This window comes from Thiofilum flexile DSM 14609 (assembly GCF_000380185.1).
GTDB lineage: Bacteria > Pseudomonadota > Gammaproteobacteria > Thiotrichales > Thiotrichaceae > Thiofilum > Thiofilum flexile.
Genome location: NZ_KB904751.1, coordinates 1 through 19246, shown reverse-complemented (window position 1 = coordinate 19246; position 19246 = coordinate 1). Strand labels below are relative to the sequence as shown.

At 43.6% G+C, this 19246-nt stretch carries 15 protein-coding genes; 4 read left to right on the top strand and 11 right to left on the bottom strand.

The window, feature by feature from the left end:
* Positions 1–62: 62 nt before the first annotated feature.
* The 4 genes from A3IK_RS0104090 to recD all read right to left on the bottom strand — a co-directional run bounded on the left by A3IK_RS0104090 (position 63) and on the right by recD (position 3924).
* On the bottom strand, positions 63–767 hold the full coding sequence (locus A3IK_RS0104090) for an acetyltransferase domain-containing protein (protein ID WP_020558705.1): 705 nt from the start codon (positions 765–767) through the stop codon (positions 63–65).
* Positions 768–1029: 262 nt separating this feature from the next.
* The gene (locus A3IK_RS21265; protein WP_020558704.1) at positions 1030–1185 is read right to left on the bottom strand and encodes a hypothetical protein; all 156 of its coding nucleotides are present in this window, start codon (positions 1183–1185) and stop codon (positions 1030–1032) included.
* A gap of 408 nt (positions 1186–1593) precedes the next feature.
* Positions 1594–2043 carry a peptide-methionine (R)-S-oxide reductase MsrB gene (msrB, locus tag A3IK_RS0104080; RefSeq protein WP_020558703.1) on the bottom strand — a complete coding sequence of 150 codons (450 nt, stop codon included), beginning with the start codon at positions 2041–2043 and terminating at the stop codon, positions 1594–1596.
* Between the two features lie 138 nt (positions 2044–2181).
* A complete protein-coding gene (recD, locus tag A3IK_RS18475) occupies positions 2182–3924 on the bottom strand; it encodes an exodeoxyribonuclease V subunit alpha (RefSeq protein ID WP_020558702.1) in 1743 nt (580 codons plus the stop codon).
* A gap of 89 nt (positions 3925–4013) precedes the next feature.
* Here recD and A3IK_RS0104070 point away from each other — a divergent pair, with 89 nt between their 5' ends.
* Positions 4014–4487: a hypothetical protein gene (locus tag A3IK_RS0104070; RefSeq protein ID WP_020558701.1), complete on the top strand. Its 474-nt coding sequence runs from the start codon at positions 4014–4016 to the stop codon at positions 4485–4487.
* A 163-nt stretch (positions 4488–4650) separates the two neighbouring features.
* Here A3IK_RS0104070 and recB read toward each other — a convergent pair whose 3' ends face one another.
* Together recB and A3IK_RS0104060 are read right to left on the bottom strand one after the other, a co-directional pair.
* Complete coding sequence (gene recB / locus A3IK_RS0104065; protein WP_020558700.1) at positions 4651–8286, bottom strand: exodeoxyribonuclease V subunit beta; 3636 nt, start codon at positions 8284–8286, stop codon at positions 4651–4653.
* Between the two features lie 62 nt (positions 8287–8348).
* On the bottom strand, positions 8349–9479 hold the full coding sequence (locus A3IK_RS0104060) for a hypothetical protein (RefSeq protein WP_020558699.1): 1131 nt from the start codon (positions 9477–9479) through the stop codon (positions 8349–8351).
* Positions 9480–9837: 358 nt separating this feature from the next.
* On the opposite strand from A3IK_RS0104060, the gene A3IK_RS0104055 reads away from it, so the two are divergent.
* Positions 9838–10224 (top strand): hypothetical protein, encoded by a 387-nt coding sequence (locus tag A3IK_RS0104055; RefSeq protein ID WP_020558698.1) that lies wholly within the window; start codon positions 9838–9840, stop codon positions 10222–10224.
* A gap of 93 nt (positions 10225–10317) precedes the next feature.
* Here A3IK_RS0104055 and A3IK_RS0104050 read toward each other — a convergent pair whose 3' ends face one another.
* Genes A3IK_RS0104050 through A3IK_RS0104035 form a run of 4 tightly spaced genes read right to left on the bottom strand, consistent with a single transcriptional unit; the run spans position 10318 to position 16638 of the window.
* Positions 10318–11979, bottom strand: coding sequence for a GMC family oxidoreductase (locus A3IK_RS0104050; protein ID WP_020558697.1), 1662 nt, complete (start codon positions 11977–11979; stop codon positions 10318–10320).
* A 31-nt stretch (positions 11980–12010) separates the two neighbouring features.
* Entirely contained in the window at positions 12011–13282 is a 1272-nt protein-coding gene (locus A3IK_RS0104045) for a replication-associated recombination protein A (RefSeq protein WP_020558696.1), read from the bottom strand.
* Positions 13283–13336: 54 nt separating this feature from the next.
* The gene (gene lolA, locus A3IK_RS0104040) at positions 13337–13966 is read right to left on the bottom strand and encodes an outer membrane lipoprotein periplasmic chaperone LolA (RefSeq protein ID WP_020558695.1); all 630 of its coding nucleotides are present in this window, start codon (positions 13964–13966) and stop codon (positions 13337–13339) included.
* A gap of 8 nt (positions 13967–13974) precedes the next feature.
* Entirely contained in the window at positions 13975–16638 is a 2664-nt protein-coding gene (locus A3IK_RS0104035) for a DNA translocase FtsK (protein ID WP_020558694.1), read from the bottom strand.
* A 216-nt stretch (positions 16639–16854) separates the two neighbouring features.
* On the opposite strand from A3IK_RS0104035, the gene trxB reads away from it, so the two are divergent.
* Both trxB and aat read left to right on the top strand, forming a co-directional pair.
* A complete protein-coding gene (trxB, locus tag A3IK_RS0104030; RefSeq protein ID WP_020558693.1) occupies positions 16855–17808 on the top strand; it encodes a thioredoxin-disulfide reductase in 954 nt (317 codons plus the stop codon).
* 77 nt (positions 17809–17885) lie between these two features.
* Positions 17886–18635 carry a leucyl/phenylalanyl-tRNA--protein transferase gene (gene aat / locus A3IK_RS0104025; protein ID WP_020558692.1) on the top strand — a complete coding sequence of 250 codons (750 nt, stop codon included), beginning with the start codon at positions 17886–17888 and terminating at the stop codon, positions 18633–18635.
* A 382-nt stretch (positions 18636–19017) separates the two neighbouring features.
* On the opposite strand, the gene A3IK_RS18470 is transcribed toward aat, so the two are convergent.
* Positions 19018–19246: transposase (locus tag A3IK_RS18470; RefSeq protein WP_020558691.1), on the bottom strand; the 229-nt coding region annotated here is incomplete at its 5' end.

Sequence of the window (19246 nt, the reverse complement as noted above, 5' to 3'; positions counted from 1 at the left end):
TTAGCCTCCACATGGGCTTAGGAGTAGCAGAATGTTACCATAGTTGCCTGAATCAAAACGCACTAACGTAAGCTGAAGCTCACCCAAAATAGGGTAAATAATAACGGCTGATGCAGCATGTAAACAATAAGGCTATGCTGCCCTAACCAGAGCAAGGGTTTCCACGCAGCATGTGTCAATGGACGCTGTAAATAGGTTATTTTTCCCCATTGCGCTCCTAAGCTGATGCCGATTAATAAGACACCAAACCAAGGCAATAAGGGTACATAGTCCTCGGTAAAAGGCTTATGAGTCATCAGCCCAATAAACTGCCACGACTGCTGATCGAAGAAGGGGAAGCTTAAAAAATTACCAATAATAATCAATAAGATACCCAGTATAATATTAACTTTTCCGGCATGAATAAAGGGTAATGCCAGTACACTACCTAGCAGCATAAAATGGAGTACGCCAAAAAAGATCCAAGTGTCTTTAAATAAAAACCAAGTTCCAATACTAATGAGGCTACTACAGATCAGTAATAATCCCTCACGCTTCCAAAATCCGCGCCCTACTCCCTGATGATTAGCGCAATACAAGCTCATCCCAGCAATGATGACAAACATAGCCACAATCAAGGTACGACTATGTAACCAAAACGGGGCGGTATATAGCTCAAATGTAGCGAAACCAAAATAATTTAGGTCATAGCAAAAGTGAAAGGCGATCATCAGGACAACCGCAAGGCCGCGCAAGGCATCTAGTAGGGGATAACGAAGATTAGACATGGATAAGAGACATCAATTAGAACAATGCCCCTATTATGCTTAGTTAGTAAGCAATTCCAATAGGCCAGCAGAAAATCTGCTATCACTAAGGAGCTTATAATTAATAAGAAGCTCCTTTTACAAAAATTTAGCTTATTTTAAGCCTAGGCTAATCAAAAAAATTAGCCGCAATACTGTTACTAAATTTATTAATCAACAGCATTTCTTACTCTATCATTAATTAACTGTGAGATTTAAAATGATTATAGCCTGAATATAGCTATTATTTCTTTAGACGAATGACTTGTCTAAACGCTAAAGCTCGCCCATCTTGAGCATAAATTGTTTTGTTTTCAATATGATGCGCTGTTAGTAAGCGATGAGTATAAACCAAAGGAGGTAAAATTTTCTGGGCTTGTTGAGATAATGGTAATGTCACAATGGACTCCTAGATAATATATTTATTGCTTATGGTTTATTAAGTAACATCGTTATTGAATAAATCAACCGATGACTATTTAAACCAAAGTGTAGCTAACCCTAAACACATATCCAAAATAAAGGTCGACCAAAGGACGACCTAGCTCGATTACAACTATTAACGTTTACAAATTTAGGATATATGGTGGTGATCCCTATCCATCCACTTGGAATGAAATGCGGGCGGCTATCGTAGGAGACTGTTAGGAAAATAGCAAGAGCTGTAATAGTTACACTCTCACCTAAAAACTATATGATCACGCAACCTATTTAGTTTGGGTGATGAGTGTATATCGTGAGCAGGGATGTTGTTTTAAATGAGTCGTTCAAATGTGATTATAATTTGAACGACTGAGTTCTTGCTAAGTTATGAGGCTTTGACTTTCTCTAATGCCACCGCATTCATACAATAGCGTAAACCACTCGGAGCGGGCCCATCGGGAAATACATGTCCTAAATGGGCATCACAAGTATTGCAAAGCGTCTCCACTCGCTGCATCCGGTGGGAATTATCTTCATGATACGAAACGGCATTTTCCTGAATCGGCTGGGTAAAGGAAGGCCAACCCGTACCAGACTCGAATTTTTGTGAAGCATCAAATAATAAAGTCCCACAACACACACATGCATATAATCCCGGCTCAAATAATGAACACATTTCCGAACTAAAGGGATGTTCTGTGCCATGTTGGCGTGTCACATGATACTGCTCGCGCGTTAATTGCGCCCGCCATTCTTCTGGGGTTTTGACAACTTTGTGGTCAGGAATAGGATTGCCAGTGCGGGCAAACTGTAAAATATCACTCCACTTCAACATAACTCACTCCTCATCAGTGATTAATCCTAGAGGGGGAATTTAATCGAATTGACTGCAAGATACCAATAACACCCTTTTTAAATTGGCACTCAACCGTAATCGGGTCTTTCTGGAGCAAGATTACGGTTGCTCAGCGACTTAATTCAACCAATCTAAAATGCAGGATGAGGATGGGGTTGAGCGCTTTAAGGCCACCTCTAGCACCTCTAAGCTAGCAACTAAACGCAGCTTCTTGCGGGTACGAGTCACCCCCGTATAGAGTAATTCTCGTCCTAATAAAGCATTATCGGTATTATCTGGCATGACCAATAATACCTCATCAAACTCAGACCCCTGACTCTTATGAATCGTCATCGCCCACGCACTTTCATAGAGAGGTAAACGTACTGGAGTAATCGAACGATACTCCCCGGCCTTGTCATCAGGAAAATACACCCGTAATTGACCGCTACTATCCATTAAGGCAATACCAATATCTCCATTAAATAAATGCTGCACATAGTCATTTTTAGTCACCATCACCGGACGCCCCACATACCAACCTTGCGCCCGTAAGGTTCCTGAGGCTGCTGGCAAACGCTTACTGGCTAATTGCTCGATTTTGCTATTCAATAGTTCGGTGCCACGCCCACCTTGGCGCATAGGTGCTAAAATTCGATAGCGATTAAACGTCTGAAAACACTGTTCAATATCACCCTGCTCTACTGCGGCAAAATAATCACTCCAGCCTGCGATTAATTCATCATGCGCTAAAGAGGTTTGATTGATCCACTCTAATTCAGCATCAGGATGCTTTAATACCGTGCTTAATTGTTTAAAGTGCGCCGTTTTAATCGCCTGTGCTAATTGACCAATACTCGAATTCGTATTAAATCGATAACTTTGCTCTAAAACCACAATATGATCATTTAAGCCCGCTTTACCTAATGCATTGGGTAGCTCAATGTCAAATAGCTTTAGCCTGTCCGCTACTGGAGATGAAAAATGATTATTCGCATGAGCACATAAATCTCTAAATACCGAACCCGTTTCAACCGCCGCTAATTGATCTTTATCACCCAATAAAATGAGACGTGCTGTTTTTGGTAAAGCCTCCAATACCTTAGCCATTAAAGCAATATCCATCATTGATGCCTCATCAATCACCAATACATCCACCGGCAAAGGACGCTCACGATGATAACTAAAGGTATTACTCGTCGGCTTATAGCCTAATAGGCGATGCAAAGTCTGACTCGGAATCTGGAGCTGCTGCTGTAAGGTACTGGATAAATCCAAGCGCTGCTGAGCAAGCTTAATAGACTCCTGCAAACGCATAGCGGCCTTTCCCGTTGGTGCTGCGAGTTGAATACGGCTAGGATGAATCGAGGGTAATTGTAATAATAAGGCTAAAATGCGCGTTACGGTTGTCGTTTTCCCCGTTCCTGGCCCTCCTGATATAATCATAAAACGCTGATTAAGTGCCAAAACCGTTGCTATTTTTTGCCAGTCTATTTCGGATGTAGTGGTAAATAAGTTATTAATCGCTTCCTTTAATTGAGTAGGCGGCTCTGTTGCTTGTAATAGTTCTTTTAAGGCTTGCCCTAATTCATACTCATATTGCCAATAACGATAAAACCACGCATGAGTCTCCGAAATAATTAATGGCTTCCGCTCAAAGGGTTTACCCACTAAAGTTAGGGTTGCAATTAACTCTCTATTTAAAGGAGGGGTTAAATACTTTAAAGGAGCCGCAATCACTCCCGCTTGCGTTTGCTCTACGAGAAAATGTAACAAACGGCGCAATTCCTGTGCAACATCAGGGGAAGCGGGCGGCATTAGACGTATCAGCAAATCTGCCAATTGTCGTGCAAATGGATCATAAGACTCAAATACTGTCATAATGGTTTTCAATAACCCCAATTAGTGATAAGTACCTGTTAGTACTTAGGATAAATTTATGTGTCATTTAATCATATAAGGGAGGTACTGTGCGTTTAGTGCTTTTAATGCTCAGTTTAACGACTCTCAGTAGCTGTGCTGCTAGCCATCCGGCTCCAACCGAGTTACCCCAACCCAAAATTCGACCGCCGATGATCGGTTTTTCAGCACAACGCTATCCGAATCAAACTAATCAATGTGCCGGTGAAGTGAGTGGAGAGCGTGGTAGCATTCAATGGGCTAGTGCCACCACTACCGACTCTATTGCCAATACCACGCGTTATTATAATCGCCAAACTGGTATTGCTAAACGCCGAACCAAAAAGGACGAGCATTTATGGGTAGTCGTTAATAAAACCAAAAAACCACGCCGAGTATTAACTGTTATGTCTATAGCTAAGGCTCAGCATTTAAAATTACTATGCAGCAATCCCATACCAGAAAACGCACAGAGTGCGATTATTGTTAGTACGTTTATGCCCAAACCACCACCTGAACCGGATTATAAACATGCTGCTCCTTAGATAAGTACTTAAGCCAAAGTAATCGAGTATTTCTTCCGCAGCCGCTATGAATACATCCCTGTACGCTACAAGGCGGCATCCCTGCCGCCAAGACTGCTCCAGAAATACTCGATTACTTTTTATAAATAACTGAGAAAAATAATCGTGTATTTTCTTGAGTAACTTAACTCATTAGCTGATCCAATGCATTAATAAACTCTGCCTTAGGTCGAGTGGCATAAATGCCACTCTCCCCCCCAGCGGAGGGCTGCATCCCACGAATAAATAAATAAAATATTCCACCAAAGTGGGCATCATAATCATAATTAGACAAACACAGGCGCAGATAACGCTGCAAAGCAATACTATAGATTAAATACTGTAAATAATAATGTGACTCGGCAATAGCCTCCTCCATACGCTCTTGATTATAACCCGCTGGATCATCGGCTAGCTTATTAGACTTATAATCAACGATATAGTACTTTCCTTTATATTCAAATATTAAATCAATAAATCCCTTCATAAAACCTTGCACTACTTGAGGCTTTAAACGTTTAATGGCCTGATGCTGAGCTATTTTATTGGGGGAAATATATTCTTCTAATACCTGCTGGAGCTTTTTAGTAGTTAAATACTTAATAGGGAAATAAAACTCCAATTCATCTAAGCGCTGCTCTTTAGTAATACTCGCTAGCTTTAGCTCTTTATTAGCTCTTAGCGGTGTATTTAATGTATTACTGACTAACTGCATAGCCGCATTGAAATAAGGCTCTTCAAAACCAGAGGCTAATAAGGTACTAGTTATTAATTCTTTTTGCGATTCAAGGTTTGCTTTAAAGTCCAATTCCTCAAATATTTTATGTAGACAAACACCGGCTAATTTACCTGCCGGAAACTGAGTATAATCAGGTATAGGCACAGGTCTAGTACCCCATTCACTATCATAATCAGGGGCATCATAATGATTACCTACACTTAAACTACTAAAACTTTCAAAACGTTGGGGGCTAACTAGCGTGGTCTTAAAATAGGGCGCTGATCTTAATAGGCTCTCTTGACCTAAACTGACCTTTAAATCACTCAATTCTTCAGGTAGGGCGGTATAACTAATAGTATTATGACTTGCTTTAACTAAATCTATTAGTCCCTGTTTAAAGAGTTGGGTACGATCTTCAGGAGTGATTTTAGCTTTTTTAGCTGCTTCAGAGGACGCTACACTTAGTAAAGCCTCACTATTAGGCAAATGCCCATAGAGCAACCAATATAAAGCACTATCATAGTTAAAACCGTCTATTTTACCAATGGGTACTACAATAGAGCAATGATAAATAGCACGAGTCAATGCCACATAAATTAAGCGCAATGATTCTTGTTGAGCCTCTTGTTTATAAGCAGCATAAGCAGAATCACGCTCATCATCTTTAAAGCGCGAGGCAAAAAGAGAGGTTTTACCAGTGGCTAAATCATAATAATTAAACCAATCATGCGCTCGGCTATTACCCTCATTCCATAAAAAAGGACAATAGACTATGGGATATTGTAATCCCTTACTTTTATGAATAGTAACAATTTGCACCAAGGCCTCATCGCTTTCTAAGCGTAACTCATTATCCTCATTACTACTTTGCTCAGAACACTCCATAAGCCAACGGATTAAGGCCTGCATGCTTTTAGCGCCGTGGCGTATTTCATTATATAGTAGCTCAGCTAAATGCCATAAATTCGTTAAGCGGCGCTCACCATCAATAAAGCCTAATAAATATTGCTGCTGTGTGAGGCTCTGATTTAGTAAGTTAGGTGATTGCAGCCAATCCTGAAACATTGCCATAAAACCTTGCTTAGCCCATAATAATTGCCAGCGGGTAAACTGCTCAACCCAACTCTCTAATAAACGATTATCCGTTTCTTTACTTAGCTCTAAATCAAGTAGGGTTTTTACTGTTCCGCCTAGCAATTCTGTTGTTAAAGCGCGGCGTAGTTTTGCCTCATGCGTAGGCTCAATAATAGCCTCTAAAAATAAACGTAACTCATAAGCTTCTGGGGTAGCAAAAATAGGCTCTTTAGAACGTTGAGAACTGGCAATATGGTGTGCCTGTAATGCCTCGCTCATTAATTTACCTTGCTTATGACTCCGCACTAAAATAGCAATATCACGGCTTTGTAAAGGCTTTGCTTCCCCCTCACCAATCACTGCCTCACCTCGTTTAGCCGCCATTAATAGCTCGGCTATATCGCTGGCCACGGCTTTAGCAATTATTTGCTCTAATTGCCGCGCTGAATATTTTATTTTCTCTTCAGCTTCTTGTGCCTCAGCTTCCCATGTCCAAAAGCGTAAGGGCGTATTCAGCAGTGGCACTTGAAAAATCAAATTATTTTTACCTGCTTGTACGGCCTCATAAGCAACACTGAGCTTATTTCTAAAAGGATCGTTTGAACAACTAAAAAAGCAATTAAAGGCTTCTAGTAAAGGAGCTGTAGAGCGAAAATTACGATCTAGGGTATAATGATGGTTTTTTTCAATATCTTGAGCGGCTTGTAAATAGGTATGAATGTCCGCTCCGCGAAATGCATAAATGGCTTGTTTAGGATCACCGACAAAAACTAATATGCCTCTATTAGCATAAATACGGTTAAATATCTCATACTGTATGGGGTCGGTATCTTGAAACTCATCGATTAGAGCAACTGGATAATCACTTGCGAGCTGACTGGCTAAAATTGGACGTTCGTTTAATGCGCGTTGTAAATTCACTAATAAATCATCAAACGCTAATACCCCTAATGCCGACTTACGCTGTGGTAGTTTTTCGCGTAAGAATAGCATTAAATCATAACAAAGTTGATCAAACCCTCTATCCAGAGCATTCGTTAACTCAAGTTCTTCATTAATAGCTGCTTCAATTAAGCTAAAAATAGCATGTACTGGGGTTATTTTATTTTTTTTAGTGCCTTGAATTAACTTACTAGTTGTAAATAAATTACAATTATTTGCCCAACCATTAGGCCGTTCACCTTGCAGTACTTTTTGCAATATACTTTCAGCATGTAATAATGTATCTATGGTTTTATAATGAGTTTTGCTTAAAGCCTCTGACTGAATGGCTTGAATAATTAATTTTATGGCTTGTGAGCCTGCTATTTGCCATTGCTGTTTAATAGCCTGCCAATTATTAGCTAAGCTCGCTTGGCGCTCGACATATTCTTGTGCTGTTAATAGCTCTTTAGGTTGGCGATCTAAATAAGGCCGCCCAATATAAGGTTTTACCACCGCCAATAGATCATCAGGTGTACAGCCTTTATGGCGAATAATGGCTTCTTGTAATGGATCAGGATGCAGTAAATAGCGATGCCAAAAACTATCGGCTAAACTAATTAATAAAGCCTGCTCATCACTAATTAACTCACTTTCAAAAGGCATGCCGACTTCAAACGCATTTTCTTTCAGTGCGCGTTGGCAAAAGCTGTGAATAGTATAAATAGCAGCCTCGTCAAAATTCAGTAAGGCGCGTTTTAAACTTAAAATATACTCTGCACTAGTCGGATATTGCTCTAATAAACGGGCATATTCTGCGGTGGCCTGTTCTGGTTGCTCATATGCACTCAGTGCCTCTTTTAAGCGCAATAAAATACGCGCCCGCAATTCAGCCGTGGCGGCATCGGTATAGGTTACTACTAGAATTTGATCAACGGTTAAACTGTGCTCTAGTAATAAACGTAAATATAACAATGAGATAGTATAGGTTTTACCCGTACCAGCACTCGCTTCGATCAATAGACGTTTATCTAGAGATACTGTCATGGGGTTAAGGGGGTTCATCCATTATCCTAATAATAGCCCGATCCTGTGACACTACACCAACCGCCCCCGACACTCAATCCTTATACTTTGCTGCGCATAGGGTCTTCTAAACTGCCTAATTGTTTAGCCAATGCTTGCAGAAAGTAATGGCGTAAAGCTTGATGTTTAATTTGCCCAATAGGCACATTACGCTCGGCTTGATAGGCCTCTTTGAGTGCATTTAATTGTGCTTCAGACAATATTTGGCATAAGCGTCCTAGCCAGTCATGAAATAGGCTGTCTAAATTCGTTTGTAAGGCTAATAAATACTCTATGGTGACACCGGATAGATGCTGTTTAAAACGCTCCAGCGGAAAGGCATAGAGATTAGTGTCCCCAATAGCACCGCTGCGATTTTGGGGCTGATAACGCTCATCTCGTACATGGGGATAAGGATTGGCGGGGTCACTCCCCTTATCACTGTCAGGTATCATCTCACTTAAAGGGGCATAACGATGATCCTCATCAGCGGCAAATGACAAAATCCACACATTACCGGTCGCTAAATTGCCGCCAATACGCAAAGGACCTAAATAAATGGGCAATAATTTGCCTGCTGCATCGCGATTATTACTAATCTGGCCTGACAGTAGCCCATTCAGGGTGATCTTATGCTCGGCTTGGGTATTAATGCAGTTATTCGCGATGCTGATATTGCGAAATACCCCATCCGAGGCAAAGATACCTTGTAATAAGCCCTTAGACTCAATGTGATTATCCTCAATCACAATATCCTGCAAAACACCCGCCATAAACTGATAATTACCCACCTGAGCTTGGGTTGGGATGAGCTGTACACCATCCCGATGTGCGCGTTTGGCTAGCCCCTGCTGTTGGTCTAATGCCGAACCTATAACCGTGTCGATAATGCGATTACCCTTAATACATTGCCCATTGGCTTTGATATTAATGGCATCTTCGCTAAAAGGCTGGTCAATCAACTGCTCACAAGGCGGCGGAACGCGATCCGTTTGATACAGTACTCGTGCAATGCTCTCTAGTGGTGCTTGAAGTTGTAAGTCAGGTGCATCCGCCTTACAGTCGATTTCAGTACTAGGCGGAACTGTATCCGCTGCACGTTCTTCGGATTGACTGCTGAATAAACGGCTTAATTTATCCCAAAAACTATCGCTCGACTCAGGCGCTGCTGGCGACTGCTTAGACTCTTTCATGGCAACATCCTACTCATAGTATGGTAAATAATATATCTACTCGTCATCAACAGGCACTGACGCTTTAATCACTAATTAGTCGCTGAATATCGCAGATTACATTTCATTAATTGGAAGGTTTTCTGTCGCTATAAGCGGTAATCTATCCCCCTAATATTAATTTCGTTTATCAAAAAAAATAACACCTTTCGTCAAAGAATATCCACACCAAGTCAGTAAGGTATTCATTTAAATATAAAGGTTAATGAAGTTAAGGGCAGCTATAGGAGGTGAGGGTAGCCGATCTATCACTACGGATCTCTGCTCAATACAAGAGCAAAACTAACAATTTCTTATCTATTTTTTGGGGGAGCATAGGATGAAAACTATTATTAAATCGTGCTATTACGTAGCCTGTGGCTTATTAATGCTTACTTGTGGAGCGGCTGAAATTGTCTATGCGGCCTCTAATCGGGTCAGAATACCCACCTCGACCATCAGTGCTACAGAACAACTAGTTGCAAAACAATATAACTCTGAAAAACACTCATCCAACTCTCATATCATACTAGTCACCAACTGGTACAGTACACTCATAGAAAATGAAAATTTCATGAAATGGCAGGATATGGCACGCTACTTTTGGCAGCAGCAGACGGGAGAACAGCGCCTGATGAGCAATAGCTATAAACGTTTCTCTAAACGCCCCCCACATCCCCTTAATCACACAACACCCAATACCCCTACTATCCCCCCTACGTTCTAAACCTAAGCTATTGATAGCATCACATAAATGGGTGTGACGTGACCTGCGCACACCCACAAAATAATGACACACTAATACTACCCATTTGCAAGCTTAAACCTTAGTGTTAGCACGCAAAATCCAAGCGGCTGCTTTTTCCGCAATCATTAAAGTGGGTGAGTTAGTATTGCCACTGGTAATGGTTGGCATAATGCTCGCATCCACCACACGCAAACCCTCGACACCGAATACTTTTAATTCACTATCAACTACCGCCAGAGGATCAGACCTTTTACCCATTTTACACGTACCAACGGGGTGAAAAATTGTGGTTGCAATATCACCGGCTAATTGAATTAGCTCCTCATCGGTTTGAAACTGTGTGCCCGGCTTCCACTCTTGGGGTTGATAGGCTGCTAAAGCAGGTTGTGCCGCAATCTCACGCACTTGACGTAAACTTTGCGCCGCAATTTGTTGATCATCTGGCGTGCTTAAATAGTTAGGTGCAATCGCGGGCGCATCCTGAGCATGCGGCGTTTTAATATGTACATAGCCCCGACTACTCGGATTAAGATTACACACACTCGCCGTCATAGCCGGAAAGTTATGTAACGGCTGCCCAAAGGCATCAAGACTTAGGGGCTGCACATGATATTCTAAATTAGCATAGGGTTGATCAGGGCTTGAGCGCGTAAACGCGCCCAATTGCGAAGGTGACATACTCATGGAGCCGGTACGTTTTAGCGCATACTCCAAACCGATTTTAGCCTTACCTAGCCAACTATTAGCGAGGGTATTTAAAGTTTTAGCCTGTTGCAGTTTGAAGACTGCACGAATTTGCAAATGATCTTGTAGGTTTTCCCCTACCCCGCGTAATTCATGTACGACAGCGATCCCCTTATCGTGCAATAGCTCCCTGGCCCCTATACCTGATAATTGTAATAAGTGGGGGGAACCAATCGCACCCGCACTTAGAATCACCTCACGTCGTGCTTGCAGCGACTGTACTTGCCCTTGATGTAATACGGTTAAACCAGTGCAACGTAATTGCTCCTGTTCCGTGCTAAAATTCAGTTTTTGTGCCGTCGCTTCGGTCCAAACGGTAAGATTAGGGCGCTTTAAAGCCGGACGTAAAAACGCTTTGCTAGCATTCCAGCGCCAACCGGATTTTTGATTAACCTCAAAATAGCCCACGCCATAATTATCCCCACGATTAAAGTCGTCGGTATTGGGAATACCCCACTGATTCATGGCCTTAGCAAACGCATCGAGGATATCCCAATGTAGGCGCTGTTTTTCAATGCGCCACTCGCCGCCGTGTCCGTGCCAATCTGCATAGTGGCCTTGAGTACCTAGCTCAAAATCCCCTTGATCTAAGCGATAATGGTTTTCGTGACGTTTGAAATCGGGTAATACCTGCGCCCATGACCAAGCAGGATTTCCGCTCAATGCGACCCATTGCTCATAGTCACGGGCTTGTCCACGCATATAGATCATGCCATTAATCGAGGAACAACCACCCAAGGTTTTACCGCGTGGATAGCGTAAGTTGCGCCCATTTAGCCCCTGATCCGGCTCGGTAAAATACAGCCAGTCGGTGCGCGGATTGCCAATGCAATATAAATAGCCTACCGGAATATGAATCCAAGGATAGTTATCACGCGGCCCCGCCTCCAACAGTAAGACCGAATACTGACCACTCGCACTGAGTCGATTCGCTAATAAACAACCGGCTGTACCGGCACCCACAATAATAAAATCATACTGTAGGGACATAAGATGTACCTTCCTAACAAAAAAAGCAGAATCAACTTGTAGTTGTTTTTGGAAGGCTACGCAAGTGCTGTAATTTAGTACGGATTTTGATTTCTAAACCGCGCTCGACCGGCTCATAGTAGTGTTTACCCTGTAACGCATCCGGTAGATAGTGCTCACCTGCTACATAAGCATCGGGTGCATCATGGGCATAGTGATAATCTTTGCCATAATCGAGCTTTTTCATAAAAGCGGTTGGTGCATTGCGTAAATGGAGCGGTACTTCGAGTGAACCATACTGAGCTACATCGGCTTGAGCTAGTTTTAAGGCTTGATATACTGCATTACTTTTAGGTGCACAGGCCAAATACACTACTGCCTGAGCCAACATTAACTCACCTTCTGGACTCCCCAAACGCTCATAGGATTCCCACGCATTGAGTGCTAAGGTCAGTGCTCTAGGATCTGCATTGCCAATATCCTCACTCGCCATGCGAATAATGCGCCGTGCAATATAAAAAGGATCACAGCCACCGTCTAGCATACGTACTAGCCAATAGAGTGCAGCATCGGGGTCTGTACCGCGCACCGATTTATGTAAAGCAGAGATTTGCTCATAAAATACATCCCCGTCTTTGTCAAAACGCCGCGTACTTTCACCCAATACGGCTTGTAAGGTACTCAATTGAATGAGGTTTGACGGCTCATCACTGCTGGCTAAGTCAGCCGCCATTTCTAAGGTATTTAAAGCACGCCGCGCATCACCATCCGCCCAATGCGCTAAATACTCCAAGGCATCGGGTTGCATGCTAATGGGTACAGCTAAATCCGTATTGAGTCCCTGCTCTGTAGTGAGTGCTTGCTGGAGTACTTGTTGAATGTCATTTGCCGTTAATACTTTGAGTACATAGGTCTTAAGGCGCGATAGCAACGCATTATTCAAGGCAAAAGAGGGATTTTCAGTAGTCGCACCAATAAAAATAAGCTGCCCACTCTCAATCGCGGGCAAAAAGGCATCTTGCTGGGCTTTATTAAAACGGTGTACCTCATCCACAAATACTACCGTAGGCTGAGGAGCATAGTGCTGAGCCTCGGCGAGTGCGGCACGTATCTCTTTCACCCCCGCCAATACTGCCGACAAATTAATCCAATGAGCTTGCCAATAGCGAGCGATTAAACGGGCAAGAGTAGTCTTTCCGGTGCCGGGTGGCCCCCAAAATAGTAGAGAATGATAATGCTGCTCTTCAATCGCACGACGTAGGGGTTTACTCGGGGCTAATAAATGTTGCTGCCCCACATACTGTTCTAAGGTGGTGGGGCGCATTCTTTCAGCAAGCGGTTGATAGCTAGTAGTATTCAAGAGCCAATGAGGGGTAGATTAAGAGGGTCTACCAATCACATCCACACCTGCAGGTGGTTTAAACTGGAAACGTGTAGGCGGAATATTAGGATTGAGACTCATACCATTGAAACGAATTTTAGTCTCTTGACCAAATTTGTCTCTTAAGATCATTTCTTGAATACCACGATCACTAACCCCTAGATCCATCGCCGTAAAATCCGAATCGCGACGGTGAGGAATCAAATTAAACCAAGCCAATCCGCCCGAAGGTTCTAACTCAGTCACTCTAAATTGTTTTTCTACCGGCTGTTTATTCAGCAATAAACCTACGGGGGCGGCGGATAAGGCTTGAGACATGGGTTTGACCGTAACTTGATCTAACTCCACATCATGTACCCATACATTTCTGCCATCTGCCACAATACGATGAGCTTCAGGAGAGCGATACTCCCAGCTAAATCTACCCGGACGGCTTAAAAAGACCACGCCTTGGGATTTTTGGCGTAATCGTCCCCCTTCGTCATAAACTTCCTGAGTAAACTGCGCTTGCATGGTGTTTACTTTGGTAAAGAAATCATTCAATGTGCTACGATCTGCTGCCAAAGCAGCCAAACTACTGATCGCTAAACTGACACCTAGCAACGTTTTTAATAAGATTTTTTTCATTAATAACCTCAATCATTTACGGGTGGGGGGGCGAGAACCTCGCGCGTCCCATTGGCTAATACTGGGCTGACAACGCCTGCAGCTTCCATATCCTCAATCATACGCGCGGCACGGTTATAACCGACCTTTAAACGTCGTTGCAAATAAGAAATGGACGCGCGACGCGATTCTGTCACCACAGCAACCGCCTCATCATATAATGGATCTGCTTCTTCGCCCTGTTCCCCTAAATCAGCACCAGAGCCTTCTACTACAGTGCTAACATCCTCTAAGACCCCCTCAATATAATCCGGTTCCATTTGCCGCTTGAGGAATGTTGCCACATCCTCAACTTCTTGGTCAGTGACTAATGCACCATGTACCCGTTGCGGCATAGAAATCCCCGGAGGCATATACAGCATATCACCATACCCTAATAATTGCTCCGCTCCCCCCTGATCTAAAATTGTGCGTGAGTCAATTTTGGTCGATACCTGAAAGGCAATACGGGTGGGGATATTAGCTTTAATCAATCCGGTGATCACATCCACGGAGGGGCGCTGGGTAGCTAAAATCAAATGAATCCCTGAGGCACGCGCTTTTTGTGCTAGCCGAGCAATCAACTCCTCCACTTTTTTACCCACCACCATCATCATATCAGCAAACTCATCCACCACCACCACAATAAAGGGCAAGGTAGTCAATGGTTTAGGATGGGGATCTAAAGATTTGGTAGGATCAAATAAGGGATCAGGAATTTGCTCGCCGCGCTCTTGGGCTTCCAGAATTTTGGTATTAAACCCTGCAATATTCCGTACCTTGAGCTTAGCCATTAATAAATAGCGGCGCTCCATTTCTGCCACACACCAGCGTAGCGCATTCGCTGCCTCTTTCATATCAGTGACGACCGGGGCTAACAAATGAGGGATATTTTCGTAGCTACTTAACTCCAACATTTTGGGGTCAATCATAATCAGGCGAACTTGCTCTGGTGTAGACTTGTATAGCAAGCTCAAGAGCATGGCATTAACAGCAACGGATTTACCCGAACCCGTAGTACCTGCCACCAGTAGATGCGGCATTTTGCTTAAATCAGCCACAATGGGTGTACCTGCAATATCCTTACCCAAAGCCAAGGTTAGTGGGGAGCGGCTATTTTTATACACATCCGAGGCAAACATTTCGCTAATGGTGACGACATCCCGTTTTTCATTAGGAATCTCAATGCCAATGGTTGGGCGTCCCGGAATGACCTCCACTACGCGCACACTGGATACGCATAAATTACGCGCTAAATCATTGGCTAACCCAGACACTTTACTGGCTTTAGTCCCATCGGGTAATTGCAGTTCAAAACGAGTAATCACCGGCCCTGGATCACTCGCGACCACTTCCACATCGCGCAAACCATAATGACTCAGAGAGAGCACTAATTGCTCTGCCATGCGCTTGAGGCTTTCTTTACTTTGTGTCACCCGCTCGCGTGCCGGTGGAGGGAGATTGAGTAAATCTAAGGATGGCAGTACTAGCTTATCGGCACTGGCAACGGGTTTAGGTATTTGCGGGCGACGTTTAACCTGCCCTACTTCTTCCACCACCAAGCTACTCGGCGCTGGCGCTGGTACAGGAGCGGGATTAGGCGCTGCTGCGACTGTCGGAGCACTAGCAGCGGTATTATGCGTACTTGCTGCTCTTAAAAAATCGGGATCTGGCGTTTGTAGACCTTGGGTTTTAGGTGCCTGATTACGGCTATCCTCGGTACGCTTAGTCTCACTAAAGAGCGGATCTTGCTCCTCACCGTACACTGTATCTAAAGGATTTTTCCGTCTTAGATTAGAGAAGGGTCGCCTAGCAGCAACAGTACCCACCGCACTAATAGGTGTTTTACGCCCCCAACGACTCACTAAACCGGATACCACGCCCCCTGCTTGTTTAGTGCTATTTTTAATCCAGTCTTGCGTGCTAGCAAATAAGGAAGTATCGGAGTTACGCCCTGAGCGCGAGCGAGGATTCGCATAACCTCCTGCGGTACTCATTTGCGCATTCGCGGTGAGCGGCAGGTTCATAGTGGCAAAACGGGTCGATACTTTACCAAACATCTTAATGACCCAGTCCCCTACCCGCTCGGTTACTTCACCCCACTGAATATCAGCGACTAGGGTAATACCGACTAAAAATAAGGCGGTTAATAATAAGACGGTGCCATGAAATCCGAAAAAAGTTTTCTCTACTAGGAAACCGGCGATGATGGCACCGAAAATCCCGCCACCAATGCCTTGCGGATAAGGCGTAAATAAAACATGAGCCAGCGCACTACCCGTTAGCCCCGTCAATACAGCGCCCCCAACCGTGATAGCGGTATTCACGCCACCATTTTCTGGCGAACTCGGAGCGGCATTGGTCTTAGGCTTATCTCTAAAGGCATTCCAACCAAAAAATACGATGCCAAAAGGCAGTAAATAAGCAAAATAGCCCAATAAGCCGAACATTAAATCGGCAAGCCATGCACCATTACAGCCAATGAAATTTTGACAATTTCCTTGAAAAGAGGCATTACGATGAAATGCTCCCGGATCCGATGAGTCATAGCTAATCAACATCAGCAGAAACATAAGTGCCACGCCTGCTGATAAAATGATACTAGCCTGCTGTAAGCTAGCGCGTTTTTGCGCATTGAGTTTGGCTTTACTCAAAGTAGAATTCCTTATTCCGTTCTGGTTAGTGTCTAACGCTGCCTGTCAGATTCACTGAAAGATAGAGAAACTCGTACCCTTCCAGACATTCGCCCTATGGGTCAAGACTCTTCTTTACCCCAACTATGATATTCGCATAGGATTGCTGAAATTGTCCTATAACGCATACACTGATGCCCAATAGTGATAAAAAAATTTAGTGTAAAGGAGTAACTCTTGAACCGTCCTAATCATTACCGTTTACTTATTTTAGGCTCTGGCCCTGCGGGTTATACGGCTGCGGTTTACGCAGCTCGCGCCAACCTTAAACCTGTGCTCATCACGGGTATGGCACAAGGCGGTCAATTGACAACCACAACTGATGTGGACAATTGGCCCGGTGACCACGAAGGCGTACAAGGCCCCGATTTAATGGAGCGCATGAAACAACATGCCGAACGCTTCAACACCGAAATCATTTTTGATCATATCAAAGAAGTCAACCTACAGGAACGCCCATTTACCCTAATCGGTGATAATACCACGTATACCTGTGATGCTTTAATTATCGCCACCGGGGCTTCAGCCATGTATTTAGGGCTACCTTCAGAGGAAACCTTTAAAGGACGTGGTGTTTCTGCCTGTGCGACTTGCGATGGTTTTTTCTATCGTAAGCGTAAAGTTGCCGTGATTGGCGGGGGAAATACTGCTGTAGAAGAGGCATTATATCTCTCTAATCTGGCCTCAGAAGTAGTATTAATCCATCGGCGCGATAAGCTTAAAGCCGAAAAGATTATGCAAGATCATCTGTTTGAAAAAGAGCGCACTGGCAATGTCAAAATTCTCTGGAATCATACACTTGAGGAAGTGCTAGGCGATAAAAGCGGCGTTACTGGTATACGGGTTAAAAGCACCCTCGATGATAGCACCCAAGAGATTGATTTAATGGGTGTTTTCATTGCGATTGGTCATCACCCTAATACTGAAATTTTCCAGAATCAATTAGAGATGGAAAATGGCTATATTAAAGTCAAAGGTGGCGCTCAGGGTAATGCGACCCAAACCAGTATTGAAGGGGTATTTGCGGCGGGTGATGTGATGGATCATATCTACCGTCAAGCGATTACTTCAGCCGGAACAGGTTGTATGGCGGCCTTGGATGCTGAAAAGTATTTAGATAATATAGGTTAATAATTAACCTACTCTCCTCTTTCTATGGCAGGAGGAGGAGAGTGTAGGATTATTAAAAACATTCGGAATATTGCGCTATGTCACAAGAAATGAGCTTAACTCGGCTAAATCCCCACCGTCCTGATGAGCCTTTTCCGCCGGTTGAGTTAGCTTGTAATTTTCCCAATGGTTTAATCGCAGTGGGCGGAGATCTAAGCCCTGTCCGCCTGCTGACTGCTTATCAGAGTGGTATTTTCCCCTGGTTTAATAAGGATGAGCCGATTTATTGGTGGAGTCCTAATCCACGCGGGGTATTATTTCCTGAGCGGATTAATCTCACCCGCAGCCTGCGTAAAGTGATCCGCAATAAAGGCTATAAAATCACCATTGACCAAGCGTTTGATGCGGTTATTTTTGGCTGCTCATTACCTAGACGTTATTCCCATGACACATGGATCACGTCGGCTATGCAAAAAGCCTATGGTCGCCTGCATCAAATGAATCTGGCTCATTCCTTTGAAGTGTGGAATCCACAGGGTGAGTTAGTGGGTGGCTTATATGGGGTGGTCACGGGCGGTGTATTTAATGGTGAATCGATGTTTAGTATTGAGCCGAATACCTCTAAAATTGCCCTCACCGCCCTATGCTATTCGGCTCAACAGTGGGGCTTTAGACTCATCGATTGCCAAATGCCCAATCCTTATTTATTGGAGATGGGAGCCGAAACGATTCCACGGGCGGATTATATTCATTACCTACAGACCTGCCGCCATACGCCGCCTAATGCGACTTGGAAAGTCGAGTTTGATAATGAGCTATTATCTAATTGGCAGCCTGAAATGCGCTAGCCATAATAACCCCACCCTAACCCTCCCCTTGAAAAGGTGAGGGAACTGAAGGAGCCGATTTGAGCTTTTCTTCTAACACCTGAAATGCGCTAGCTACAATAACCCCACCCTAGCCCTCCCCTTGAAAAGGTGAGGGAACTGCATTTGAGCTTTTCTCCTATCGAGAGAGGTGTGTTAACTACAATAACCCCACCCTAGCCCTCCCCTTGAAAAGGTGAGGGAACTGATTTGAGCTTTTCTCCTATCAAGAGAAGTTTAATGACCTCGTTAAGGCAATAATGGCAAACCCAACTCTTTTAAAAAGGCATTATGTCGCTGGGTGCTTTCCATGATTTTCTTTTCTAACCTGAGTTCGACATAAGAAAATCTGTTAATTCATTGATTACAATGCAATAAGTGCAGAGCTACTAAGATTTAACGAGGGTTTTCGGGGTTGATAGGTATAAGCAATCAATCCCGCGACCACATCTGCCATATAATTCGTCAAAGAACGATGACGAGAATGCTCGACTTGAGATTGATTTTTTAGTTGATCATTGATGGTCTCAATAATCGCCCGCTTACGCAGTAATAGCTGATCCCATAGGCTTCTCACAACGGGTTTCATATTC